The organism is Flammeovirga sp. OC4, from assembly GCF_000812565.1.
Taxonomy (GTDB): domain Bacteria; phylum Bacteroidota; class Bacteroidia; order Cytophagales; family Flammeovirgaceae; genus Flammeovirga.
Window position 1 is genome coordinate 1 of the sequence record NZ_JTAM01000057.1, and the last position, 20419, is coordinate 20419.

Consider the following 20419-nt stretch of genomic DNA (forward strand, 5'->3'; position numbering starts at 1 on the left):
GCAGTCCGTTTTGATGGGGTAACTATAAGCCATATATAGTAAAGGATAAAAACGGTTATTATAAAATTTATAATTCTGGTGTTGAAACATTATTAAATGGCAACATTATAAATCCTCTAATTAGTTTTAGGTTAATAGAAAAGAATGATGAATTTTCATTCGAATACAAGTATGAGTTAAAGCTTTTAGTCATTTTATCTTTAATAATTTCCATTCCAACAATCAGTCAGGCTTTGATTTCAGAGTCGTTAGTTCCTTTATATTTTAATTTATTTATAATTTGTAATATTTTTTATAATTATCTTTCCTCAAAAAGGATACTAAGAAAAAATCACAAGAAATTTGTTAACTATATTCTTGCACTAGTTGATGAGGTTAGAATTAACAATAAAGGATATTAATACAAAAACACGCTAACTACAAAGGCTGATGTATAAGATAAACTCAATTCTTGATTAAATGAGACTTCAAAAAGCAATTATGAAATTGAACTCATTCATAATAATTCTGATAATCAATTTTTATTCACCTTTACATTGTAATGCTCAAGAAGCTGACAATGAATGTGAAATTGAATATGATACAGTATTTAAAATGAATACAATTATTGGTAGTATAAAAAATACCCCGATAAAAGGTAAAGATTATCTTATCAAAGAAATAGCAAAAAGAGTTAAGATTGACTCAGAACTAGCAAGGAAATTAAATTTTGGAGATTTTAAAATATATTTCATTCTTCTTATTAACAAAACTGGCATAGTTGAAAAATCATTAATACTTGAACATAAGAGTAGAGGAATAAACTTCATAAAAAATAAAGCTGAACTAGAATCATTTATGAAAACAGAACAATGGAATGTTAGTTCATGTAGTAAAAATATGTATCCTACAACCGTATTATTTCCAATTGCTTTTCATTTAAGAATTTAATATTTGCTATGATTGAGTACATTGTAAACTAAATTTTTGCTAATGAATCTAGTTCTTTTTAATAAGGATAAATAGTAGCGTATTGTGGTTCGCAAGGACGTTGAAATTTATATTCAAATGGGAATTATAATAAAAACCAAAAAGGATTACTTTAGAAGGCTGCCGCTATTTTTAATTGCGGTCATTGCAGGAGGATTATCACCATTTCTTGTAGGGATGTCTGGTGCTATAATAACGGAAGCAATTACTGGACAGAGTTGTCACGAAGGAAATTGTGGTTGGATGGTATTAACTTGGGCATGTATGATCACGATTCCAATAGGGGCAATTGTTTTCATTGTTTTATCAATTATCGTGGTTATTGATTCTATAAGCTTATTCAAAAAAGAATTGTAATTGCATAAATTTTCCTTAATTCGTTTTATGGAAGAAAAACCAAGACTCTCAAGGCTTACGGCAATTATCACTCAACTTCAATCAAAGAAGATTGTAACTGCAAATTACCTTGCGGAACGACATAATGTAAGTGTGCGAACGTAGAGTAATAGATGGAAAACCTAATAAGCAGCTTGGGCAGGGATTGGCCTTTGAAATATGCTTTGGGTTGGCGAATGTTATGGGGTTAATTGTATTTTTGTCTTAATGCTTCTCAGCAGAAGTGACAAGAGAACCACAAGTGTATTCAATTCGAGAATGTACTTGTGGTTTTTATGTGTTAAATACATTGTAATCTAAATTCCAATACATCATTTTTATTATGTTTCTAAGTTCTAGAAGTAGTGCTTTTTGACCTATTTGTCTTCCTGATTTAGCCTCACTTTTACCCATTCTCTAATCCTTCATTTTCAAGCAAAAAACCTTGTTTTATATCATTTTTAAAGTTCTGGGAGCGGTTGCGAACACGGTTTCATTTCAGAAATAAGTGTAAATGTTTGTTATGAAATAGCATTTCGAGGTAAATAGCAGTCGTAGATCAAAAACAAACAATAGAAAATAAATTAGTTCAAAGAATTTTTTTAAAGTAAAGAAATGATGAATACGACTTTAGAATCAAAAGTAACTTTGGGTGATGTAGAATACTTCAAAGGTATTGAAAAAATCAAGTACGAAGGTCCTGAATCAAAGAACCCTTTAGCGTTCCGTTTTTATGATGAAAACAGAGTAGTGGCGGGTAAAACAATGAAAGAACACTTCAAATTCGCAGGTGCTTACTGGCATAACATGTGCGGAGAAGGTTCAGATCCATTCGGTCCTGGTACACGTTTGTTCCCTTATAAAGATATTAAAGATCCAGTAGAGAAAGCAAAAGCTAAAATGGACTTTGCTTTTGAATTCTTCACAAAGTTAGGATTACCATATTATTGTTTCCATGATTTCGATTTAGTAGACGAAGGAGCTTCTGTATTGGAATCTGAAAAAAGATTAGAAGCAATTGTTGACTACGCAAAGCAAAAACAAGCAGCTTCAGGCGTGAAACTATTATGGGGTACTGCCAATGCATTCTCTAACCCGCGTTATATGAATGGTGCTTCAACAAACCCTGATTTTAACGTTGTAGCACAAGCAGGTACTCAAGTGAAAAATGCTTTAGATGCAACCATCGCTTTAGGTGGTGAAAACTATGTATTCTGGGGTGGTCGTGAAGGTTATATGAGTCTGTTGAATACAGATATGAAGAGAGAGCAAGAGCACATGGCTCAGTTCTTACATATGGCAAAAGATTATGCTAGAAAGCAAGGATTTACAGGTAACTTCTTTATTGAGCCTAAGCCAGCTGAGCCATCAAAACATCAATATGATTTTGATTCAGCGACTGTATTAGGTTTCTTAAAACAATACGGTTTAGATAAAGATTTCTTCTTAAACTTAGAAGTAAATCACGCAACATTGGCTAACCATACATTCACTCATGAATTACAAGTGGCTGTTGATGCTGGTAAATTAGGATCAATTGATGCTAACAGAGGTGACTACCAAAATGGTTGGGATACAGATCAATTCCCGAATAACTTATACGAAATCATCGAAGCGATGTTGATCATCCTTCCTGCTGGTGGTTTCCAAGGTGGTGGAGTTAACTTTGATGCAAAAGTGAGAAGAAACTCAACTGACCTAGCAGATATGTTCTACGCTCACATTGGTGGTATGGATATTTTCGCAAGAGCATTATTAATTGCAAATGATATTTTAGAAAACTCAGAATATAACCAGTTACGTACTGATCGTTATTCGTCATTCGATAGCGGTGAAGGTAAATTATTCGAAGAGGGTAAATTATCATTAGAAGATTTAAGAAACATTGCTATTAAGACAGGTGAACCTGTTCCTACGAGCGGTCGTCAGGAATACTTCGAGAACCTGATTAATATGTATATTTAATGAAGGTTAGAAGGACAGTTGGTGTGTATTCATCAATTGTCCTTTCTTTACCTACTACTCCGTCAGAGTAGAATTACTATTCAAAAGCAACTATAAACAGCTCCCTTTTCATGGGATCAAGTTCAACAGTAAGGGTGGTCAATCATAATTTATATCACTCATAACTGTATACACAATTGTCCTTACGCTTAATCAAAGAGTAAAACAAAAATTAACACTTTATTAGACAGGGTCGTGAAATGATCTGATAAAGACTTTAAACTACAGAATGAAACTGAAATGGAAGAGAATCTAGTACTTAAAAACAACGAATCTGAAGAAGCAACTTTAAACAACGGAAAAGTTGACTTTAAATTTATACTCATCGTAACTCTGGTAGCGGCACTCGGTGGACTGCTCTTTGGTTATGATACCGCTGTGATTTCCGGTGCGATTGGATCATTGGAAACGTTCTTTAATTTAACAGCAGCTCAAAAAGGTTGGGCAGCGTCAAGTGCTTTGGTGGGATGTATTGTTGGAGCAGGTATGGCCGGACGATTAGCGAATCAGTTAGGTAGAAAAAAATCACTGATTATCGCAGGAGTTCTATTCTTTATTTCTGCATTTGGTTCAGCAATTCCCGAATCATTTACAACCTTTATTATTTTTAGAATTGTTGGAGGTGTTGGTGTAGGTATTGCATCCATGTTATCTCCTATGTATATCGCCGAAATTGCACCTTCTGAATACAGAGGAAGATTGGTTTCTTGTAATCAGTTTGCCATTATTTTTGGTATGTTGGTGGTTTATTTTGTGAATTATTATATCGCTTCACAAGGAGATACTTCATGGAATGAAACAGTAGGTTGGCGTTGGATGTTTGGTTCTGAATGTATTCCTGCAATTTTATTTACAGGTTTATTATTTACAGTTCCTGAAAGTCCTCGTTGGTTAGTAATGAAAAATAGAGAGCAGGAAGCGAAAACTATTTTAGAGAAAATTTCGCCCAATGCATCATTAAAAATAAATGAAATTAAGCACTCTTTACATCAAGATCAAAACCAAGAAAAAGTAAGTATTACAAAGCAGCCTTTCTTGATGATCGTTTGTATAGGAGTTGCGTTATCAGTATTTCAACAAATCACGGGTATTAATGTATTCCTTTATTATGCACCGGAAATTTTCAAGCAATTAGGTGGAGGTAATACAGATACAGCGTTGTTACAGACTATCGTGGTTGGTGCAGTAAACTTATTATTTACAGTAATTGCCATCTTCTCAGTAGACCGTTTTGGTAGAAAACCACTGATGATGATTGGTGCATTAGGAATGGGAGTTTGTATTTCAGCAATTGGTACAGCGGCATATTTTGGTAACACTGATGTTTGGTTATTAGCATTCGTATTAGGATACATTGCTTGTTTTGCCTTGTCATTAGGACCTGTTACTTGGGTATTGCTTTCAGAAATCTTCCCCAATGCTATCCGTTCAACAGGTTTAGCAATTGCTGTAGCATTCCAGTGGATATTTAACTTTATAGTTTCTCAAACATTCCCAATGATGATGGATAATGATTATCTATTCTCCACTTTCCACGGAGCATTTCCATTCTGGGTATATGGAGCAATGTGTTTAGTGACCATTCTTTTTGTTTGGAAAATGGTTCCAGAAACGAAAGGAAAATCATTAGAGGAAATGGAAACAATTTGGGATAAAAAATAACAAATGATATGCAGTTTTTAGGTTTAGATATAGGAAGTTCTTCCGTAAAAGTTTCAGCAGTAAATGAGAAGGGTGAAGTGGTCGCTTCAGCACAGTACCCTGATCAGGAAATGAAGATTGATGCACCTCAGCCTGGTTTTGCAGAGCAAGATCCAGCAATGTGGTGGGATGCGGTTCAACAAGGTATTGCAAGGCTACACAAGGATGCAAATTTTACACCTAACGAAATTGGTGCAATTGGTATCACTTACCAAATGCATGGTTTGGTGATGGTCGATGAGCAACAGGAAGTCATTCGTCCTTCTATCATTTGGTGTGATAGCCGAGCAGTAAGTATAGGTGAGGAAGCTTTTAAAGCTTTGGGAGACAAATTCTGCCTAGAAAACTTCATGAATTCACCAGGTAATTTTACAGCATCAAAGCTGAAATGGGTGAAAGAAAATGAGCCTGAAAATATGGAGAAGTGTTATAAATTTATGCTTCCGGGTGACTATATCGCCATGAAACTTTCAGGAGTCATTAATACTACAATTGGAGGTTTGTCTGAAGGAATTCTTTGGAATTTTAAAGAAAACAGACTGAATACGGAACTATTGGAGCATTATGGTATTCCATTTAACCTTGTTCCAGAAGTGAAAAACACTTTTGATCAACACTCTTTAGTAACAGAAGAAGTAGCGGCTCAATTAGGGTTAAATGCAGGTATTCCGATTACTTACAAAGCGGGTGATCAACCTAATAATGCCTTGTCATTAAATGTGTTGAATCCTGGTGAAATCGCAGCTACAGGCGGTACTTCAGGTGTGGTGTATGGTGTGACGGAAGATACAAAATGCGATTTGAAATCTCGTGTAAATCCTTTTGCTCATGTTAACCATAGAGAAGACCTTAACCGTTTGGGCGTGTTACTATGTATCAACGGTACAGGTATTGCGAACTCGTGGTTGCAGAAAAACATCGCGTCCAACTGTTCTTATGAAGAGCTTAATGAATTAGCGGCTCAGTCACCGATTGGTAGTAATGGTGTGATCTATTTACCATTTGGAAATGGAGCAGAGCGTGTGTTAGAAAATCAATCCATTGGAGCAAATTACGCTGGATTAGATTTCAACAGACATGGGCAAAAAGACATGATTCGTGCCACTCAGGAAGGAATTGTATTCTCATTTCAGTATGGTATTGAAGTAATGCAGGAAATGGGATTAGCTCCGAAAGTGATTAGAGCAGGTCATGCGAACATGTTCTTAAGTCCACTATTCAGACAGACATTAGCGAACGTTGCAGACGCACCGATTGAGCTAGTTAATACCGATGGAGCTAGAGGTGCTGCAACAGCATCGGCAGTAGGTTCGGGTCATTTCAACTCTTTTGAAGAGGCATTTAGTTCTCTTAAAGTAATTGAGACCATTCATCCTCAGAAAGAGGCACAAGAAGAAACGAAGAAAGCTTACCAACTTTGGAAGAAAGAATTAGTTAAGCATTTGAATATAGATCAGAATATTTTACAATCTAATTAAACAAAACAATGAAATTTTTTATTGATACTGCGAACTTAAACGATATTGAGCAAGCATACGATATGGGTATTTTAGATGGTGTAACAACTAATCCATCTTTAATGGCGAAAGAGAATATCGTAGGAGAAGAGAATATTATTGCTCATTACAAAAAAATCTGTGATATCGTTGAAGACAAAGTTTCTGCAGAGGTATTGTCAACAGATTTAGAGGGAATGATCAAAGAAGGTGAAATGTTAGCAAGTATTTCTCCAAAAATCGTTGTGAAAATTCCAATGATTAAAGATGGTCTAAAAGCAATCAAACATTTTGCAAAGAAAGGTATCAGAACAAACTGTACATTAATTTTCTCTGCAGGTCAAGCATTGTTAGCAGCAAAAGCGGGTGCTACATATGTTTCTCCATTCATCGGTAGATTAGATGATGTTTCTCAAGATGGTATGTTATTGATTGAAGAAATTAAAACAATTTTTGATCAATACCCTGAGCAATTAAGTACTGAAATTTTAGCCGCTTCAGTTCGTCATTCAATGCATTTATTGAATTGTGCAAAAGTGGGTGCTGACGTTGCTACTTGTCCATTGAAAGTATTTGAGGCATTATTAAATCACCCTCTTACGGACAAAGGTTTAGCTCAATTTATCAAAGATGCTGAATCAATGACAGCTACTGTAGAAGCTTAATTGACAGTGTCAGCTATAATAAAAGTGGCATAGAACACTTGACACAATAATTATAGCCGATTTAATACTAATTAGAAGATTATTATCAACTGACCTGTAATCAGACAATCATTTAGTAGTATCTCCCTCGGCCTTGAAGGGAAAAGCGTTAAGAATTTCATGTATTGAGCCGTAAAAAATGATTTTGCTGTTTGAGCGCAGCGAGTTTAAAATCATTGAGGCGAGAGAAATGGAATTTAGCTTTTGACTTCTAAGCCTTGAATTTTTTGCTTCGTTTTTGTTTCAAGACAAAAATGAAGAAGAAGGAATTTTGAAAGTGGATCCTATAATTGCTTGTAGCAGGTCGATTGAAAGTTGACGGTAATTTAGTTTACAGTGTAATTAGTATTAAATAATTTTGCCTTAGTACTTATTACTACTAAATAAAAGTGAGGGATGAAGAGGAGTTGTACTTTGATTTTATCTCTCACTTTGACTATTCACTCTTTATTAGAAAGATAATGACATCAATAGAAACGAAGTGTGCGGATAATATAAGAATTCTATCAGCAGCAATGGTAGAAAAAGCAAAATCAGGTCACCCAGGAGGTGCGATGGGTGGTGCTGATTTTATAAATATACTTTACAGCGAATATTTAAAATTTGATCCACAAGATCCACATTGGCATGCAAGAGATCGCTTTTTCTTAGATCCAGGACATATGTCTGCTATGCTTTACGGTCAATTGGCATTGTTAGGGAAATATTCAATCGATGAACTAAAGCAGTTTAGACAGTGGGGAAGCCCTACTTCTGGTCACCCAGAGGTAGATGTAGATCGTATGATTGAGAATACATCAGGACCGTTAGGACAAGGGCACGTATTTGCCGTTGGTTCTGCTATCTCGGAGCGTTTTTTAGCTTCAAGATTTGGTAAAGTGGTGGAGCATAAAACCTATGCTTATATTTCTGATGGAGGTATTCAAGAAGAAATTTCACAAGGTGCAGGTAGAATTGCAGGTCACTTAGGATTAAGTAACCTTATATTATTCTATGATGCGAATGATATTCAGCTTTCAACTACAGTAGAAGAAGTAACGACAGAAGATACAGCGAAAAAGTATGAAGCTTGGCACTGGAATGTCATTACAATCAATGGTAATGATGCAAATGAGATCAGAAAGGCGTTAGATAAAGCTCATGCTGAAACGGAAAGACCTACTTTAATTATTGGTAAAACAATAATGGGTAAAGGTGCAGTACAAGAAGGAGGAGAGAATTTTGAAGGGAAGTGTTCAACACATGGTCAGCCACTTTCAAAGTCAGGTGCAAGCTTCGAGCAAACGATTAAGAATTTAGGAGGTGATCCTGAAAATGCTTTTGAAATTTTTGATGAAGTAGCATCGTACTATGAGAAAGTAATTGAAATCAAAGCTGACTTAGCAAAGAAAGCAAAAGCAGAAGAGGAGGGTTGGAAAAAAGAATATCCTCAGTTAGCGGAGAAATTAGAAAAATTCTATGCTAGAGATACTACAGCTGTAGATTGGGCGAACATCACTCAAGTGGATGGTGCTGCAACAAGAGCCGCTTCAGGAAAAGTAATGTCTCATTTGGCAACTCGCTTAGATAATATGATCGTGGCTTCTGCAGATTTAGCAGATAGTGATAAAACGGAAGCGTTCTTAAAGAAAACAACAGCCTTCCAAAAGGGTGATTTCTCAGGAGCATTCTTACAAGCTGGCGTATCTGAGTTGACAATGGCAGCCATTATGGTAGGTATGGGCTTACATGGAGGTGTGATTCCAGTATGTGCTACTTTCTTTGTATTCTCGGATTACATGAAGCCGGTATTAAGAATTGCCTCTCTGATGAAAACACCAGTGATCTTTATGTGGACACATGACTCATTTAGAGTAGGTGAAGATGGACCAACCCATCAACCTATTGAGCAGGAAGCACAATTAAGATTATTAGAGAAATTAAAAAATCACTCCGGTAAACGTAGCTTTATTGCTTTACGTCCAGCGGATTGTTATGAAACAACAGAAGCGTGGAAGTTTGCAATAGAATCAGTTGATCGTCCTGTTGGTTTGATTTTCTCAAGACAAAATATCAATGAAGTAGCACCAAGTGCACAACGTCTTGAAGACCAGTCAAAACTAAGCAAAGGTGGATATATTGCTGTTCAGAATAATGAATCAGTAGATATTCAATTAATAGCAAATGGTTCAGAAGTAGGTACACTTGCTGAAGTGGCTAAAATACTGAAATCTAAATATGATCTTTCTTCAAAAGTGGTTTCTGTTCCTTCAGAAGGTTTATTCAGAGATCAACCCAAAGAATATCAAAATGAAGTGATTTCAGAAGGTGTTAAATCTGTTGGTTTAACGGCTGGACTTCCAATTACATTAGAGCAATTAGTAGAGGGAGAGGTGTATGGTTTAGATCACTTTGGATATTCAGCACCAGCATCTGTATTGGACGAAAAATTTGGTTTCAATCCAGAAGGTTTAGCGGAGAAAATTGTTCAAAAATTAGAAATGGTTTAATAAGCAAAATAGATTCTGCGATAAGAATGTAGGAAAGGGATTTATCATTCACGAAACCTAAGCCAAATAAATACCTTTCCGGTTTTACTCTGCAAAATGGATCCTCATTGAGGATCCATTTTTTTGTTCTAAAATTCAATATTTACTCTTAAAAAAATTCAGAATTAATACTCTCATTGTTCTCCCCTAGGAAAGGAGACCCTTTCTTATTTTTAATCACTTTGCCATCAATCTTAATGGGGCAACGAGTAGTTTGATATTGATAATTATCCGACATTTCAACAGTTTGTAACATGTCCAATACCTTGAAACCATCATGCTCAAAAAGTCGCTCCCAATTCATCACATCGGAACACCAAATATCAGCCGGTTCTAAAATGGAAAGCCAGTGTTCTGTCGTATTTGTTTTCAGATGATTGGCTAAAGTTTGTTTGATTTTATCTCTTTGATCATACCAAGAGTTAAATTCTTGATACACCAATAACTCTGGACAATCTAACAACTCTCCCAATTTAGGAATAGCTCCCATGGCTAGTGAAAGAAAACCGTTAGACGTTTCATAAATACCATATGGAGCACCTAGGTAAGCGTGAGCATTATTACTTTCTGTTCGTTGCGTAGGTTGTCCTCCGTCATGATAAAAAGTAGTCACGGTCTCAAATTGAAGATCAAGCATGGACTCAAGCATGTTGACACTCACTTTACAACCTTTTCCTGTTTTTCCTTTTTGAACCAAACCAGCTAAAATTCCCTGTGCGAGATGTCCACCCGATAACATATCAGCCATCGCCAAACCCAATGGAACAGGCCCTTTGTTGGCATTACCGCTTAATGTTGTAACACCCGAAATCGCTTGAATGAGCAAATCTTGTCCCGGCTTCTTTTTCCAAGGACCTTCCGTACCATAGCCAGAGATTTCTCCGTAGACGATATTAGGATTTATACTTTTGACGGTGTCATAATCTAATCCCAGTCTTTGAATGACTCCTGGCCGGAAGTTATGCACCAATACATCTGCTTTTGAAATCAATTGCAGTACTTTTTTCTTATCAAGGTCATTTTTTAGATTGGCACAGAAGCTTTCTTTATTTCTATTAATTGCCCTGAATATAGAAGACTCTCCGTTCATATTTACATTTGAAATATACATTGAACGACAAGAATCACCCGTTTCCGGTTTTTCCACTTTTATTACTCTAGCACCAAGATCAGCAAGTTTTAAAGTACAGCATGGACCGGAAAGGTATTGGCTGAGATCAATAATGAGTAGGTCTTGTAGTGGTTTCATTACATTAAATTAAATTCTTTTGAAATCTGTTCAGTATGTTCACCCACACGAGGAGCTGCAGTTTTTGAAAAAAGCTTTTGATCGTTGATTTGAATGGGAGAGCGGGTAGTATGTACTTTTTCGCCATTGGTCAACGTAACCACTTGATCAAAAGACAAGACTTTATAACCTTCATGTTCGAGAAGGTTTTTGTAATCCAATACCTCAGCACACCAAATGTCTTCTGCTTCCATTTTTTTGATCCAATGTTCAGATGAATGAGAGGCAAAAAAGTGTTTTAAGATCAACATGATTTCATCTCTATTTTCAAACCATAAATCAGGATCTTGGTATTGCAGAAGTTGTTCGCATTCCAATACTTCACCCAGCTTAATCAATGATCCCATGGCTAGCACAATATGTCCATCAGCAGTAGGATATACTCCATAAGGGGCACTTAAATAGGCGTGAGCATTTCCTTCTTTTGTTCTTTCAGGCAGGGCCTTTGGTTCATTCAAGTAGGTAGTGATTACCTCAAATTGGAAATCAAGCATCGATTCTAAAAGGCTCACTTCGATTAATGCTCCTTTTCCAGTTTTATTTCTTCTGACTAATCCCGCCAAAATCCCTTGAGTAAGGTGAGTGCCACAATAAATATCAGCTACGGCCAATCCCATTGCAGTAGGCGTGTCATTTCTATCACCAGTAAGGTAAGTAAGGCCTGAAACACTCTGCGCCAAAAGGTCTTGTCCTGGTTTTTTTACCCAAGGTCCTTCAGTACCGTATCCAGTGACCGAAGCATAAATTAATGCAGGGTTGATCGCTTTGACAGTAGTATAATCCAAACCAATTTTTTCCATCACACCAGGTCGGAAGTTATGCGTCATGACATCCGCTTGAGCGATCAACTTTTTGACATTTTCAAGATCTTCAGGATCTTTTAAGTTGGCCGCATAGGATTCTTTATTTCGATTAACAGTATGAAACACCAAACTGCTATTATCAACAAAAAGGTTTTTGATTGCGATTTGCCTTCCACCTTCACCATGGATTGGGCGTTCTATTTTAATGACTCTAGCACCTAAATCTGCCAATTTTAAACCAGCGGAGGGGCCGGCCATAAATTGACAGAACTCAAGTACTAGAATTCCTTCTAATGGAAGCATTTTATATATATTAAGATTGTAAAATGCACTGTAAACTAAGTTGTTATTAACTTTCAATTGATGGTCCTACTATCATTTAAGGTCCTACTTTCAATCATCTTTCTTCTTCATTTTTGTCTTGAAACAAAAACGAAGCAAAAAATTCAAGGCTTAGAAGTTAAAAGCTAAATTCCATTCCTTTCGCCTAAATGATTTTAAACTCGCTAAAGCTCAAACAAGAAAATCATTTTTAACAGCTCAATACATGAAATTCTTAACGCTTTTCCCTTCAAGGCCGATAAAAGTACTACCATACCAATTTTGTAGTGAGACCACTGGCACGAATGTTAAGAGAAAGCGGTATTCGTGGTCTATTGATCATCAGAAATCTCTTGATTTCTAAACACTATAAATATTTGAAATGTAGTTTACAGTGAATTAAGATTGTTTATTCGTTGGTAACACAAAGTGATTCTTCGTAGATACTATTCAAGAGGTCAAGTAATTTTCTTTCATCACCTCCATGCATCATATATTCTCTGATTGGAGCACCAGCACGATCTTGGAAATACATATGTCCGTGATATCTTGGTCTTAAAAAGGCTCTGTCTAATGCAGGTAGAGTGTCTTTGAAAAACTGATCTGACACCTCGTTGGTATGTTCATCTAACCAAGCAGCTCTATGTCCAGGTTGACCGCCATTATCGAAGAAAATACCTTTTTGATTGTCTGGGTGAGCAGCATATTCAGCAAACTTACTTGCCCATCCTACTTCTTTACATTTAGACGAAATTGCTAAACCAGTTCCCCCTAAAGTCGAAACCAACTTTTGCTCATTGATGGCTACCATATCATGAAATTTCAAAAGTTTTCTAGCATATCCTTTTCTAGAATAATTCGTGTAGCCATAAGCAAAAGGAGAATAGATATATTCGTCAGTCTGCGTCATTTTCTCATATACTGTGATGGGATTCCAATCATAGCTTTCTGGTCGAATATTTTCACCCAAATCTCTTAACATTCTCAATGCTCTCAAGCCGATTTCATCAGAGATTACTTTATCTTTTGAAATACAAACATCTTCGCCTAAAGTTGAGCAGACCATGTAAAAGCTCATCAACGTATCTTGTGGAATACCTGGGATGGCCACTTTTCCTGTTTTCGACAGTTCCACTAAATCATCCCATGTTTCAGGTAATTTTAAACCTTCTTTCTCAAAAAGATCAGGACGGCTGGCGGCAACAGGAGTAGCAGCATCAATGGCTAAAGCCCATTGCTGTTGATCATAACTGTAACTTTCATGAGATCTGCCGACACTGTTTTCAGCTTGATCATCTAAAAATGCTTGGCTGAGTAATGTGTTTAAGGGTTGAATGACTTGAGTTCTTGCTGCAAAACCAGCCCAAGGGTGATCAATAATTAAAAAATCAAATCGTTCTGCTAACTGATCGATCGGTTCGTCCGCAAAAGCTTGCAATGATCTTTTTTCCCATTTTATATCAACTTCAGGATGGAGTTCTGAAAAACGCTGTGCACAGGCCACAATGGATGTAAAACCTCTTGAATGGTTCCAAGTAATGCCTTTTAACTGTTTCATATTTATATTATCGTTTGATAGATTAGTTTTATTCATAATTCATATAGATGGCTCTTTTCTGTAAGTATTGTTCAATACCATAAATGCCATCTTCACCACCAATACCGCTTGTTTTGTGTCCTGAGTGAAAGCCTTGTATATAACCTACAATTCCTTTATTGATGAAAATAGTACCTACCTGAAGTTCATTGATTGATTTCATAATTGTTTTATGATTTTGAGTGAAAAGGTAAGCGGATAAACCTTCCTCTCTTTCATTTAATGTCGCTTTTGCTTCCTCATAACCTGACACTTTCATGATGGGTAGCACCGGACCAAACAACTCATTTTGAAGCGTAGCATGGTCTTTTTTGACGTTGGTTAAAATGGTAGGTTCATACCAGTTGCCGTTTTTAAAATAGTCACCCTCTGGCTTTTTGCCACCAAGTGCTAATTCGGCACCTTGCTTCACGTTTTCCATCACTAATTCATGTACTCGACTCAATCCTTTGGTACTGACATTGGGTCCCATATTCACATTGCTCATTGGATCACCTACAGTAATTTGCTTGGTCCTTTCAATGACTTTTTCAGTAAACTCATCTGCAATTTTTTCATGGACAAAAAGCATTTCATTACAAATACAAACCTGTCCACAATTGGCATACCTTGATATTACGGCTGCTTCAACCGCTTTATCAATTTCAGCATCATCCATCACAATAAATGGTGCTTTTCCACCCAATTCAAGTACTAATCCGGCTACATTTTGAGCAGCAGATTGGTAAATGGCTTGGCCCGCTCTAGTACTTCCAGTCATAGAAACCAGTTTTGTAATAGGGCTTTCCACCAATTGTTTACCCACAGTATGTCCCCAGCCCATCACCAAATTAATGACTCCTTTTGGCAGTCCGACTTGATGTACTAATCGACAAAATTCTGAAGCGGTAATTGGTGTGAGTTCTGAGGGTTTAATCACCATTGTATTCCCAGTAATCAAAGCTGGACCAATTTTACGCCCAATCAAGGCTAAAGGATAATTGAAGGCCATCAATCCAACGGTAACACCATAAGGAACTTTATGAATACTTAATTGTTCATTGGGCCTATCGGAGGGAAATATACTTCCATCTATACGTCGTCCAGCTTCAGCGGAGTAGTTGATGTATCGAATAGTATCATCTACCTCCCCATAAGCTTCAGCTAGTGTTTTCCCTTGTTCCATCACCAAAAGCTTTGCAAAATGATCCCTTTCTTTGTGTAATTGTTCCGTGATAGCATAGAGGTAGTGGGCTCTTTCATGAGCAGGAAGCATTTGCCATTTGAATTGAGCTTTTTCCGCAGTTTCAAGGGCAGTGTCTACATCTGTAGAAGTACTGCAGTACATTCTGGCAAAAACTTGATTGTTAGCTGGATTTTCTACATCAATATAATCTCCCTGTTCAGTGTTTACCCATTCACCATTAATATAGCATGGATAAACCTTAATGCTTTGTGTTGTTGTATTCATTCTATTAATTAAATTTTGGCTCTCTTTTTTCTACAAAAGCGAGGTTGCCCTCTTTGGCATCATCTGTATCGTAAAGAGCATCAACTAATTGACTTTCTAATTCTAATCCCGAATCCAATGAGAGTTCCAGTCCTTTATAAATGCACCTTTTTGTAGCTGTTATGGCCTGAGCAGGACCTTGAGCAATCTTTTCAGCAAATGCTTTTACGTCTTCTCTAAATGTATTTTTAGGGTATAGATAGTTCACTAATCCAATATCTTTTGCCTCTTGAGGTTGAATTGGATCTCCTGTAATCAACATTTCTAACGCTTTCCCTCTTTGAATTCTTCGAATAAGTCGTTGTGAACCGCCATTTCCTGGAATCAAGCCTAACTTAATTTCAGGTAACCCCAGTAGGTAGTTACCCTCTTGTGCAATGATAAAATCACAAGCCATGGCTAATTCTAATCCTCCACCGAGTGCATGTCCATTGATGCTCGCGATTACTACTTTTTTACTTGTAGATAATAGCTTCGCAGAAAGTTGAGCATGTTCTACCATGAGTTTATTTTGTTCGGTGGTATTCGATTGAAATATTTTCACATCAGCACCTGCACAAAAGAACTTATCTAGTTCACTCTCTACTACAATCACTTTAATTTCATCATTTGCTTCTGCCTTTTTAATGCAGAAAATGAGTTGTTGCATAAACACTAGGTCATAACAGTTGGCCTTTGGTCTATTAATTTTAATGTACCCTACACGGTTCTTTACATGTAGCGTAATAAATTGATTTGTTGTTGCTTTCATTTAGATTTTCCATTTGCATTTCACATTTTCGAATATCTTGGGTTGGTGATTATTCCCCAAGTAAACGGGTATTGAAAATCAAATTGTCTATAGCAAGTCTATGACAAAATAGGCTGTTTTAAGTAGTTAGAGGACCATTTTCTTCATTTATCTATCAAGGCATGTTCAATAATTTAGTTTTTAAAAATTGAATAAAATTGAGTATTATGAAGTAGTTATAAAACAATAGTATTTTTAAAAATGAACAACAGCAGCAAACGTCTTTTAGTGGTATTTTTCGCCTTTATTTTCTTCAATTGCGAACTAGAAAAGAACTATACAAAAGGCTCTTTTGGAGAGGATATCGCCTTTCTCAACAAGTATATTGATGATTTAGTGATTTTGGAAGACGGTCAGAGTTTAGTAGCAGTATCACCAAAACTACAGGGGCGAGTATTTACTACTTCTACAAACGGGTATCATGGAAAAAGCCTTGGTTATTTCAATAAAGAATTTATCGCTTCAGAGCATCAACAACTTTCTAAAATAGGAGGAGAATCTAGAATGTGGTTTGGTCCTGAAGTAGGTGATTTTTCTATTTTTTTTCCACCTAATGTCGCACAAACAGGGGAAAATATGAGAATAAGTCAAGCATTAGATACCACTCTATTTAAGGTTACAAAAATTACAGATAGAGAAAGTATTTCATCAAATAGGATGGAGATACAAAATGCGTTTGGGACTACTTTTAAAATTGATGCTTTAAGAAAAATAACATTAAATTCTAAAAGTCAAGCTGAGAATAACCTATCTATTTCAATCCCCAAAGCTGTCAATTATGTTGGCTTCTCGGCACGTACTGAAGTGACAAGTTTAGATGAACAACAATGGCAAAAAGCATCTGGCTTACTACCTATTTGGGACTTAGGGTGTATGTTGCCTTCAGATCATCAATGGGTTATTATTCCAACAACTAACACTGAATTGAAAAGTGTAACTAATTATTTCACTCCTCAAGAGGGAAGAGTTGTCATTAAAAATGGAGTTGTATTTTATAAAGTTGATGCGAAATACCTTAATAAGATGGGAATCCCGAAGCAATACATCAAACCTATTATGGGAAGTTATTCTCCTGAATTTAATCTATTGAACATTGTCACTTATTCTTTCAGTAATGACAGTCTATACGTTAGTTCTGATTGGGAATCTTCTAAAAACTATGAGGGAGATGTTATGAACATTTTTAATGGAGAGGTAAATCCCGAATTAGATCGTAATTATCCCTTTTTTGAATTCGAATCATTTTCTGCTGCAAAAGAATTAAAACCAAATGAAAAGCTACAACACGTACAATCCATCTATCATTTTGAAGGAGATAAAGATGATTTAGACCTTATTTGTAAAGAGGTGTTAGGTGTAGAATTATCTCAGATACCTCTTAAAAAAATAGAATAATGATACTCGAAAGCAGTATTTAGAAAAAAAACAAAGAATGTATTTAAAGGTAATTTTGGTCGGATACTTATAACCAAATAGTAATATACAGTAAATACATGATTCATAATGCACTGCTACTTTTGTGCTGTTCATTACTTAAGGTATGAATGAATAGAGCGTGTTATTATTCTGTATTATCGAATTTAAACAGGTATCAAATATATTCAATTAACAATTTACCTTTTTAGCAGAATTTCCAGTTCTGACTTTTTAGTATAACGTATAAATTTTTAGATGTGCACTCAACTCCTCAGTTTTATTGAGGAGTTTTGTTTTTTATATGAGGATTAACGGGTATTTTAGTTAAAATTTTGTGAGCAAATTATTTGTACTAAATAGAATAAACTTTAAACCATTTTTGTATGACTAAATTAAACAGAAATGATTTTCAACTTATCAGTAAATATTCAGACTGGGAGGGAGAGGATTTAGATAATGCACTTCGAGAAAATGTCTACATTCATCAAAAACAATGGAATACTACATTAACTACTCTTCTTTTGGTTTTTGGAGTAGGCTTTATTGCCGTTGGAATCATGTTTTTCTTTGCATACAACTGGGGTGACCTTTCTAAAACATGGAAATTGGCAATTGTGGAAACCGTTGTTGTTTTAGCACTTGGAGCTTTTTTGTTTTTTAGAAATAAAACAGTTTATGCCAATATTCTAGCTACTTGTATTTCATTTTTAATTGGAGTCATGTTTGCTGTTTTTGGTCAAGTATATCAAACAGGAGCCAATGCTTATGACTTCTTTTTTGGTTGGACAATGGCTATTGCACTAATTGTATTTTTATCAGATTTTGCAGTCTTGTGGTTGCTGTATTTATTACTAATTTCTACTACTTGGCATTTCTATTTTACCCAAGTATTGGGGAATTATCATGACTTATATGAACTATTGTTACTTTTCATTTTGTATACTTTATCTTTTATTGTTTCTCATTTCCTTAGTTCCCAAAATAAAGTCATTCCAAATTGGTGGAGGCACAGCGTAATATTAATAATTGTAGGTTTAGGAACCCTAATTTCAAGTTATATTATAACTTATTCTCACCGGGAATACTTTATTAGTATAGTGTCTTTACTATCAGTGACGATCGTTTATATTGCGGGTCTGATATATGCGTTGAAACAACGGTATATTGTTTTGTTTACATCAATATTATTTAGCTGTATTTTACTTTTTACCAATTTACTTATCGTTCAAGTAAACGATTTGATTGGTTCCTTTTTGATAGGAGGAGTATTTATGGTGATCGCAGTGACAGGTTTAGTGAAGCAGGTTGTTACACTCAATAAAAAATGGGCAAATGAATAGAATAAGCAAAATACAACAGTTTGAAGCTGAATATGCTCAAAACAATGGGGGTAACTCAAAGATCAATATGCAAGCTTTGGGAAATGAACTGGAGAAAGAAACAATCTCGTTGAGCATTTTGATGAAAGTATTGATTTATTTGGGAGGTTTCTTTGCATCATCCTTATTTTTGATCTTCATTTTTATACTCTTTTTCATAGCAGAGGCCGATCATATTGTTATCAGTGTCCTGGGTTTTATTTTCTCAGGATTTGGTATATTAATCCATAGGAAAGCTAATGAGATTTTTCCTGCTGCTTTCAGTACTTTCGCTTTTATCATAGGACAAGTCACTTTGACTACTGGTCTTGTATTAGCAAAAACCTCTGATTATCTCGTTATAGGTATTTTGATAGCATTAAATACAATTACGATTGTACTAGTGAAGCGGTATTTATTTGTCTTTATAGCTACTTTGGTCATTGGTGCTTGTTGCTACGCATTGGTTTTTCTACTAGAAGCGCCCATTCTATTTCATCTATTATTACTTTTTTATGGAGTACTTATAACTATTATTTTTACAAATGAAGGAAGAGTATATCGTCTATTTAGAAATGATGTTCAGTTAATTAATCCTTTAGTAGAAGCTTTACTTTTAGTGTTTTTTATGGGGTTACCTCTGTTTCTAATTCAAGAAGATAGATTTATAATTCCTTATGAATGGGTGTCTACAGTGGGTATTGCGGGTTTACTCACCTATTTTCTTTTGCACTCAAACAAGAAACAAAGTTTAGGGCTTACATCACTGAAAATAATACTTTTTGTATTAATATTTTCAATGCCAACACTTTTTGCACCTTACATAGTAGGATGTTTTTATTTATTGATTCTAGGAATAATCAACAACCATAAATATTTAAGAGGATTTGGAGTGATTACTCTTATCTTCAGTATTTCTCGTTACTACTATGATTTAGAACTTACTTTACTTGAAAAATCATTATCATTAATGATCTCAGGTGTTATGATTATCGTTCTTTATTGGATTTTCTTCTTTAAAAAAAACACAAATGAAAAAATATAAGAGATTACTTATAGCACTCAATTGCCTCATCGTTTTAATGGTATTCAATTATTCCATCTATAAAAATGAGCAATTACTCGATGATAATTCAATTGTATTTTTTGAATTAGCACCAGTAGATCCTAGGTCGTTAATGCAGGGAGATTATATGATATTAGACTATAAAAATTCTAGTACAAATACTTCAGATAGTATAGCCTCAAGAGGTTATTTGGTCTTTAATCTAGATGAAAATAATGTAGGTACAAAGGTTCGGTTACAAAAAGATAAAGAGCCTTTAAGCGATAATGAATTTATTTTGAAATACACTAAGAGAAATAACTGGAGACTCAACTTTGGTGCAGAGTCCTATTTTTTTGAAGAAGGGCAAGCTGATTCTTTTGAAAGGGCTGAATACGGTGCATTAAAAATTGACGAAGATGGTAATTCACTTCTCGTAGGTTTATATGATAAAGACTTAAAAAAGATAAATCCAAAAGGTGAAAATTAATTTTCATTGAAGAATAACACACGTTAGTTGATAATTTTTCTTGAA

At 35.4% G+C, this 20419-nt stretch carries 16 protein-coding genes; 11 read left to right on the top strand and 5 right to left on the bottom strand.

Translation table 11 applies throughout. The features are described 5' to 3' along the window. The first annotated feature begins 459 nt into the window (after positions 1–459). The 7 genes from PL77_RS22550 to PL77_RS22580 all read left to right on the top strand — a co-directional run bounded on the left by PL77_RS22550 (position 460) and on the right by PL77_RS22580 (position 9738). The gene (locus PL77_RS22550) at positions 460–930 is read left to right on the top strand and encodes a hypothetical protein (RefSeq protein ID WP_044210576.1); all 471 of its coding nucleotides are present in this window, start codon (positions 460–462) and stop codon (positions 928–930) included. Between the two features lie 117 nt (positions 931–1047). Beyond that, complete coding sequence (locus PL77_RS22555) at positions 1048–1326, top strand: hypothetical protein (RefSeq protein ID WP_156152496.1); 279 nt, start codon at positions 1048–1050, stop codon at positions 1324–1326. Positions 1327–1959: 633 nt separating this feature from the next. Continuing rightward, a complete protein-coding gene (gene xylA / locus PL77_RS22560) occupies positions 1960–3309 on the top strand; it encodes a xylose isomerase (RefSeq protein ID WP_253274014.1) in 1350 nt (449 codons plus the stop codon). A 279-nt stretch (positions 3310–3588) separates the two neighbouring features. Continuing rightward, on the top strand, positions 3589–5010 hold the full coding sequence (xylE, locus tag PL77_RS22565) for a D-xylose transporter XylE (RefSeq protein ID WP_082026688.1): 1422 nt from the start codon (positions 3589–3591) through the stop codon (positions 5008–5010). 8 nt (positions 5011–5018) lie between these two features. Continuing rightward, positions 5019–6527: a xylulokinase gene (locus PL77_RS22570; protein ID WP_044210581.1), complete on the top strand. Its 1509-nt coding sequence runs from the start codon at positions 5019–5021 to the stop codon at positions 6525–6527. 8 nt (positions 6528–6535) lie between these two features. Beyond that, entirely contained in the window at positions 6536–7210 is a 675-nt protein-coding gene (gene fsa, locus PL77_RS22575; protein WP_044210583.1) for a fructose-6-phosphate aldolase, read from the top strand. 500 nt (positions 7211–7710) lie between these two features. Then, the gene (locus PL77_RS22580; RefSeq protein ID WP_044210585.1) at positions 7711–9738 is read left to right on the top strand and encodes a transketolase; all 2028 of its coding nucleotides are present in this window, start codon (positions 7711–7713) and stop codon (positions 9736–9738) included. Positions 9739–9886: 148 nt separating this feature from the next. On the opposite strand, the gene PL77_RS22585 is transcribed toward PL77_RS22580, so the two are convergent. The 5 genes from PL77_RS22585 to PL77_RS22605 form a co-directional block, all read right to left on the bottom strand. Then, on the bottom strand, positions 9887–11026 hold the full coding sequence (locus PL77_RS22585) for a CaiB/BaiF CoA-transferase family protein (RefSeq protein ID WP_044210588.1): 1140 nt from the start codon (positions 11024–11026) through the stop codon (positions 9887–9889). Continuing rightward, positions 11026–12171: a CaiB/BaiF CoA-transferase family protein gene (locus PL77_RS22590; RefSeq protein ID WP_044210589.1), complete on the bottom strand. Its 1146-nt coding sequence runs from the start codon at positions 12169–12171 to the stop codon at positions 11026–11028. The genes PL77_RS22585 and PL77_RS22590 overlap by 1 nt, the downstream gene beginning before the upstream one ends. A 427-nt stretch (positions 12172–12598) precedes the next feature. Continuing rightward, positions 12599–13747 carry an extracellular solute-binding protein gene (locus PL77_RS22595; protein ID WP_044210614.1) on the bottom strand — a complete coding sequence of 383 codons (1149 nt, stop codon included), beginning with the start codon at positions 13745–13747 and terminating at the stop codon, positions 12599–12601. A 28-nt stretch (positions 13748–13775) separates the two neighbouring features. Beyond that, positions 13776–15236, bottom strand: a complete 1461-nt coding sequence (gene aldA, locus PL77_RS22600) for an aldehyde dehydrogenase (protein WP_044210591.1) — start codon at positions 15234–15236, stop codon at positions 13776–13778. A 4-nt stretch (positions 15237–15240) separates the two neighbouring features. Next, entirely contained in the window at positions 15241–16026 is a 786-nt protein-coding gene (locus PL77_RS22605; protein ID WP_044210594.1) for an enoyl-CoA hydratase/isomerase family protein, read from the bottom strand. Positions 16027–16266: 240 nt separating this feature from the next. Between PL77_RS22605 and PL77_RS22610 the strand changes: the two genes are divergently transcribed. From PL77_RS22610 to PL77_RS22625, 4 genes are all read left to right on the top strand, one after another. After that, on the top strand, positions 16267–17460 hold the full coding sequence (locus PL77_RS22610) for a DUF6786 family protein (protein ID WP_044210596.1): 1194 nt from the start codon (positions 16267–16269) through the stop codon (positions 17458–17460). Between the two features lie 404 nt (positions 17461–17864). Beyond that, the gene (locus PL77_RS22615) at positions 17865–18821 is read left to right on the top strand and encodes a DUF2157 domain-containing protein (protein ID WP_044210599.1); all 957 of its coding nucleotides are present in this window, start codon (positions 17865–17867) and stop codon (positions 18819–18821) included. Then, complete coding sequence (locus PL77_RS22620) at positions 18814–19884, top strand: DUF4401 domain-containing protein (protein WP_044210601.1); 1071 nt, start codon at positions 18814–18816, stop codon at positions 19882–19884. Before PL77_RS22615 ends, PL77_RS22620 begins: the two co-directional genes overlap by 8 nt. After that, positions 19871–20374 (top strand): GDYXXLXY domain-containing protein, encoded by a 504-nt coding sequence (locus PL77_RS22625; RefSeq protein WP_044210603.1) that lies wholly within the window; start codon positions 19871–19873, stop codon positions 20372–20374. Before PL77_RS22620 ends, PL77_RS22625 begins: the two co-directional genes overlap by 14 nt. The last annotated feature ends 45 nt before the right edge of the window (positions 20375–20419 follow it).

Excerpts from the sequence above, each read along its gene's own strand:
- PL77_RS22590 (WP_044210589.1), bottom strand. The coding sequence starts at position 12,171 with ATGCTTCCATTAGAAGGAATTCTAGTACTTGAGTTCTGTCAATTTATG.
- PL77_RS22570 (WP_044210581.1), top strand. The coding sequence starts at position 5,019 with ATGCAGTTTTTAGGTTTAGATATAGGAAGTTCTTCCGTAAAAGTTTCA.
- xylA (WP_253274014.1), top strand. The coding sequence starts at position 1,960 with ATGATGAATACGACTTTAGAATCAAAAGTAACTTTGGGTGATGTAGAA.
- PL77_RS22555 (WP_156152496.1), top strand. The coding sequence starts at position 1,048 with ATGGGAATTATAATAAAAACCAAAAAGGATTACTTTAGAAGGCTGCCG.
- PL77_RS22585 (WP_044210588.1), bottom strand. The coding sequence starts at position 11,026 with ATGAAACCACTACAAGACCTACTCATTATTGATCTCAGCCAATACCTT.
- PL77_RS22625 (WP_044210603.1), top strand. The coding sequence starts at position 19,871 with ATGAAAAAATATAAGAGATTACTTATAGCACTCAATTGCCTCATCGTT.
- PL77_RS22550 (WP_044210576.1), top strand. The coding sequence starts at position 460 with ATGAGACTTCAAAAAGCAATTATGAAATTGAACTCATTCATAATAATT.
- PL77_RS22595 (WP_044210614.1), bottom strand. The coding sequence starts at position 13,747 with ATGAAACAGTTAAAAGGCATTACTTGGAACCATTCAAGAGGTTTTACA.
- xylE (WP_082026688.1), top strand. The coding sequence starts at position 3,589 with ATGGAAGAGAATCTAGTACTTAAAAACAACGAATCTGAAGAAGCAACT.
- PL77_RS22605 (WP_044210594.1), bottom strand. The coding sequence starts at position 16,026 with ATGAAAGCAACAACAAATCAATTTATTACGCTACATGTAAAGAACCGT.
- PL77_RS22610 (WP_044210596.1), top strand. The coding sequence starts at position 16,267 with ATGAACAACAGCAGCAAACGTCTTTTAGTGGTATTTTTCGCCTTTATT.
- fsa (WP_044210583.1), top strand. The coding sequence starts at position 6,536 with ATGAAATTTTTTATTGATACTGCGAACTTAAACGATATTGAGCAAGCA.
- PL77_RS22580 (WP_044210585.1), top strand. The coding sequence starts at position 7,711 with ATGACATCAATAGAAACGAAGTGTGCGGATAATATAAGAATTCTATCA.
- PL77_RS22615 (WP_044210599.1), top strand. The coding sequence starts at position 17,865 with ATGACTAAATTAAACAGAAATGATTTTCAACTTATCAGTAAATATTCA.
- PL77_RS22620 (WP_044210601.1), top strand. The coding sequence starts at position 18,814 with ATGAATAGAATAAGCAAAATACAACAGTTTGAAGCTGAATATGCTCAA.
- aldA (WP_044210591.1), bottom strand. The coding sequence starts at position 15,236 with ATGAATACAACAACACAAAGCATTAAGGTTTATCCATGCTATATTAAT.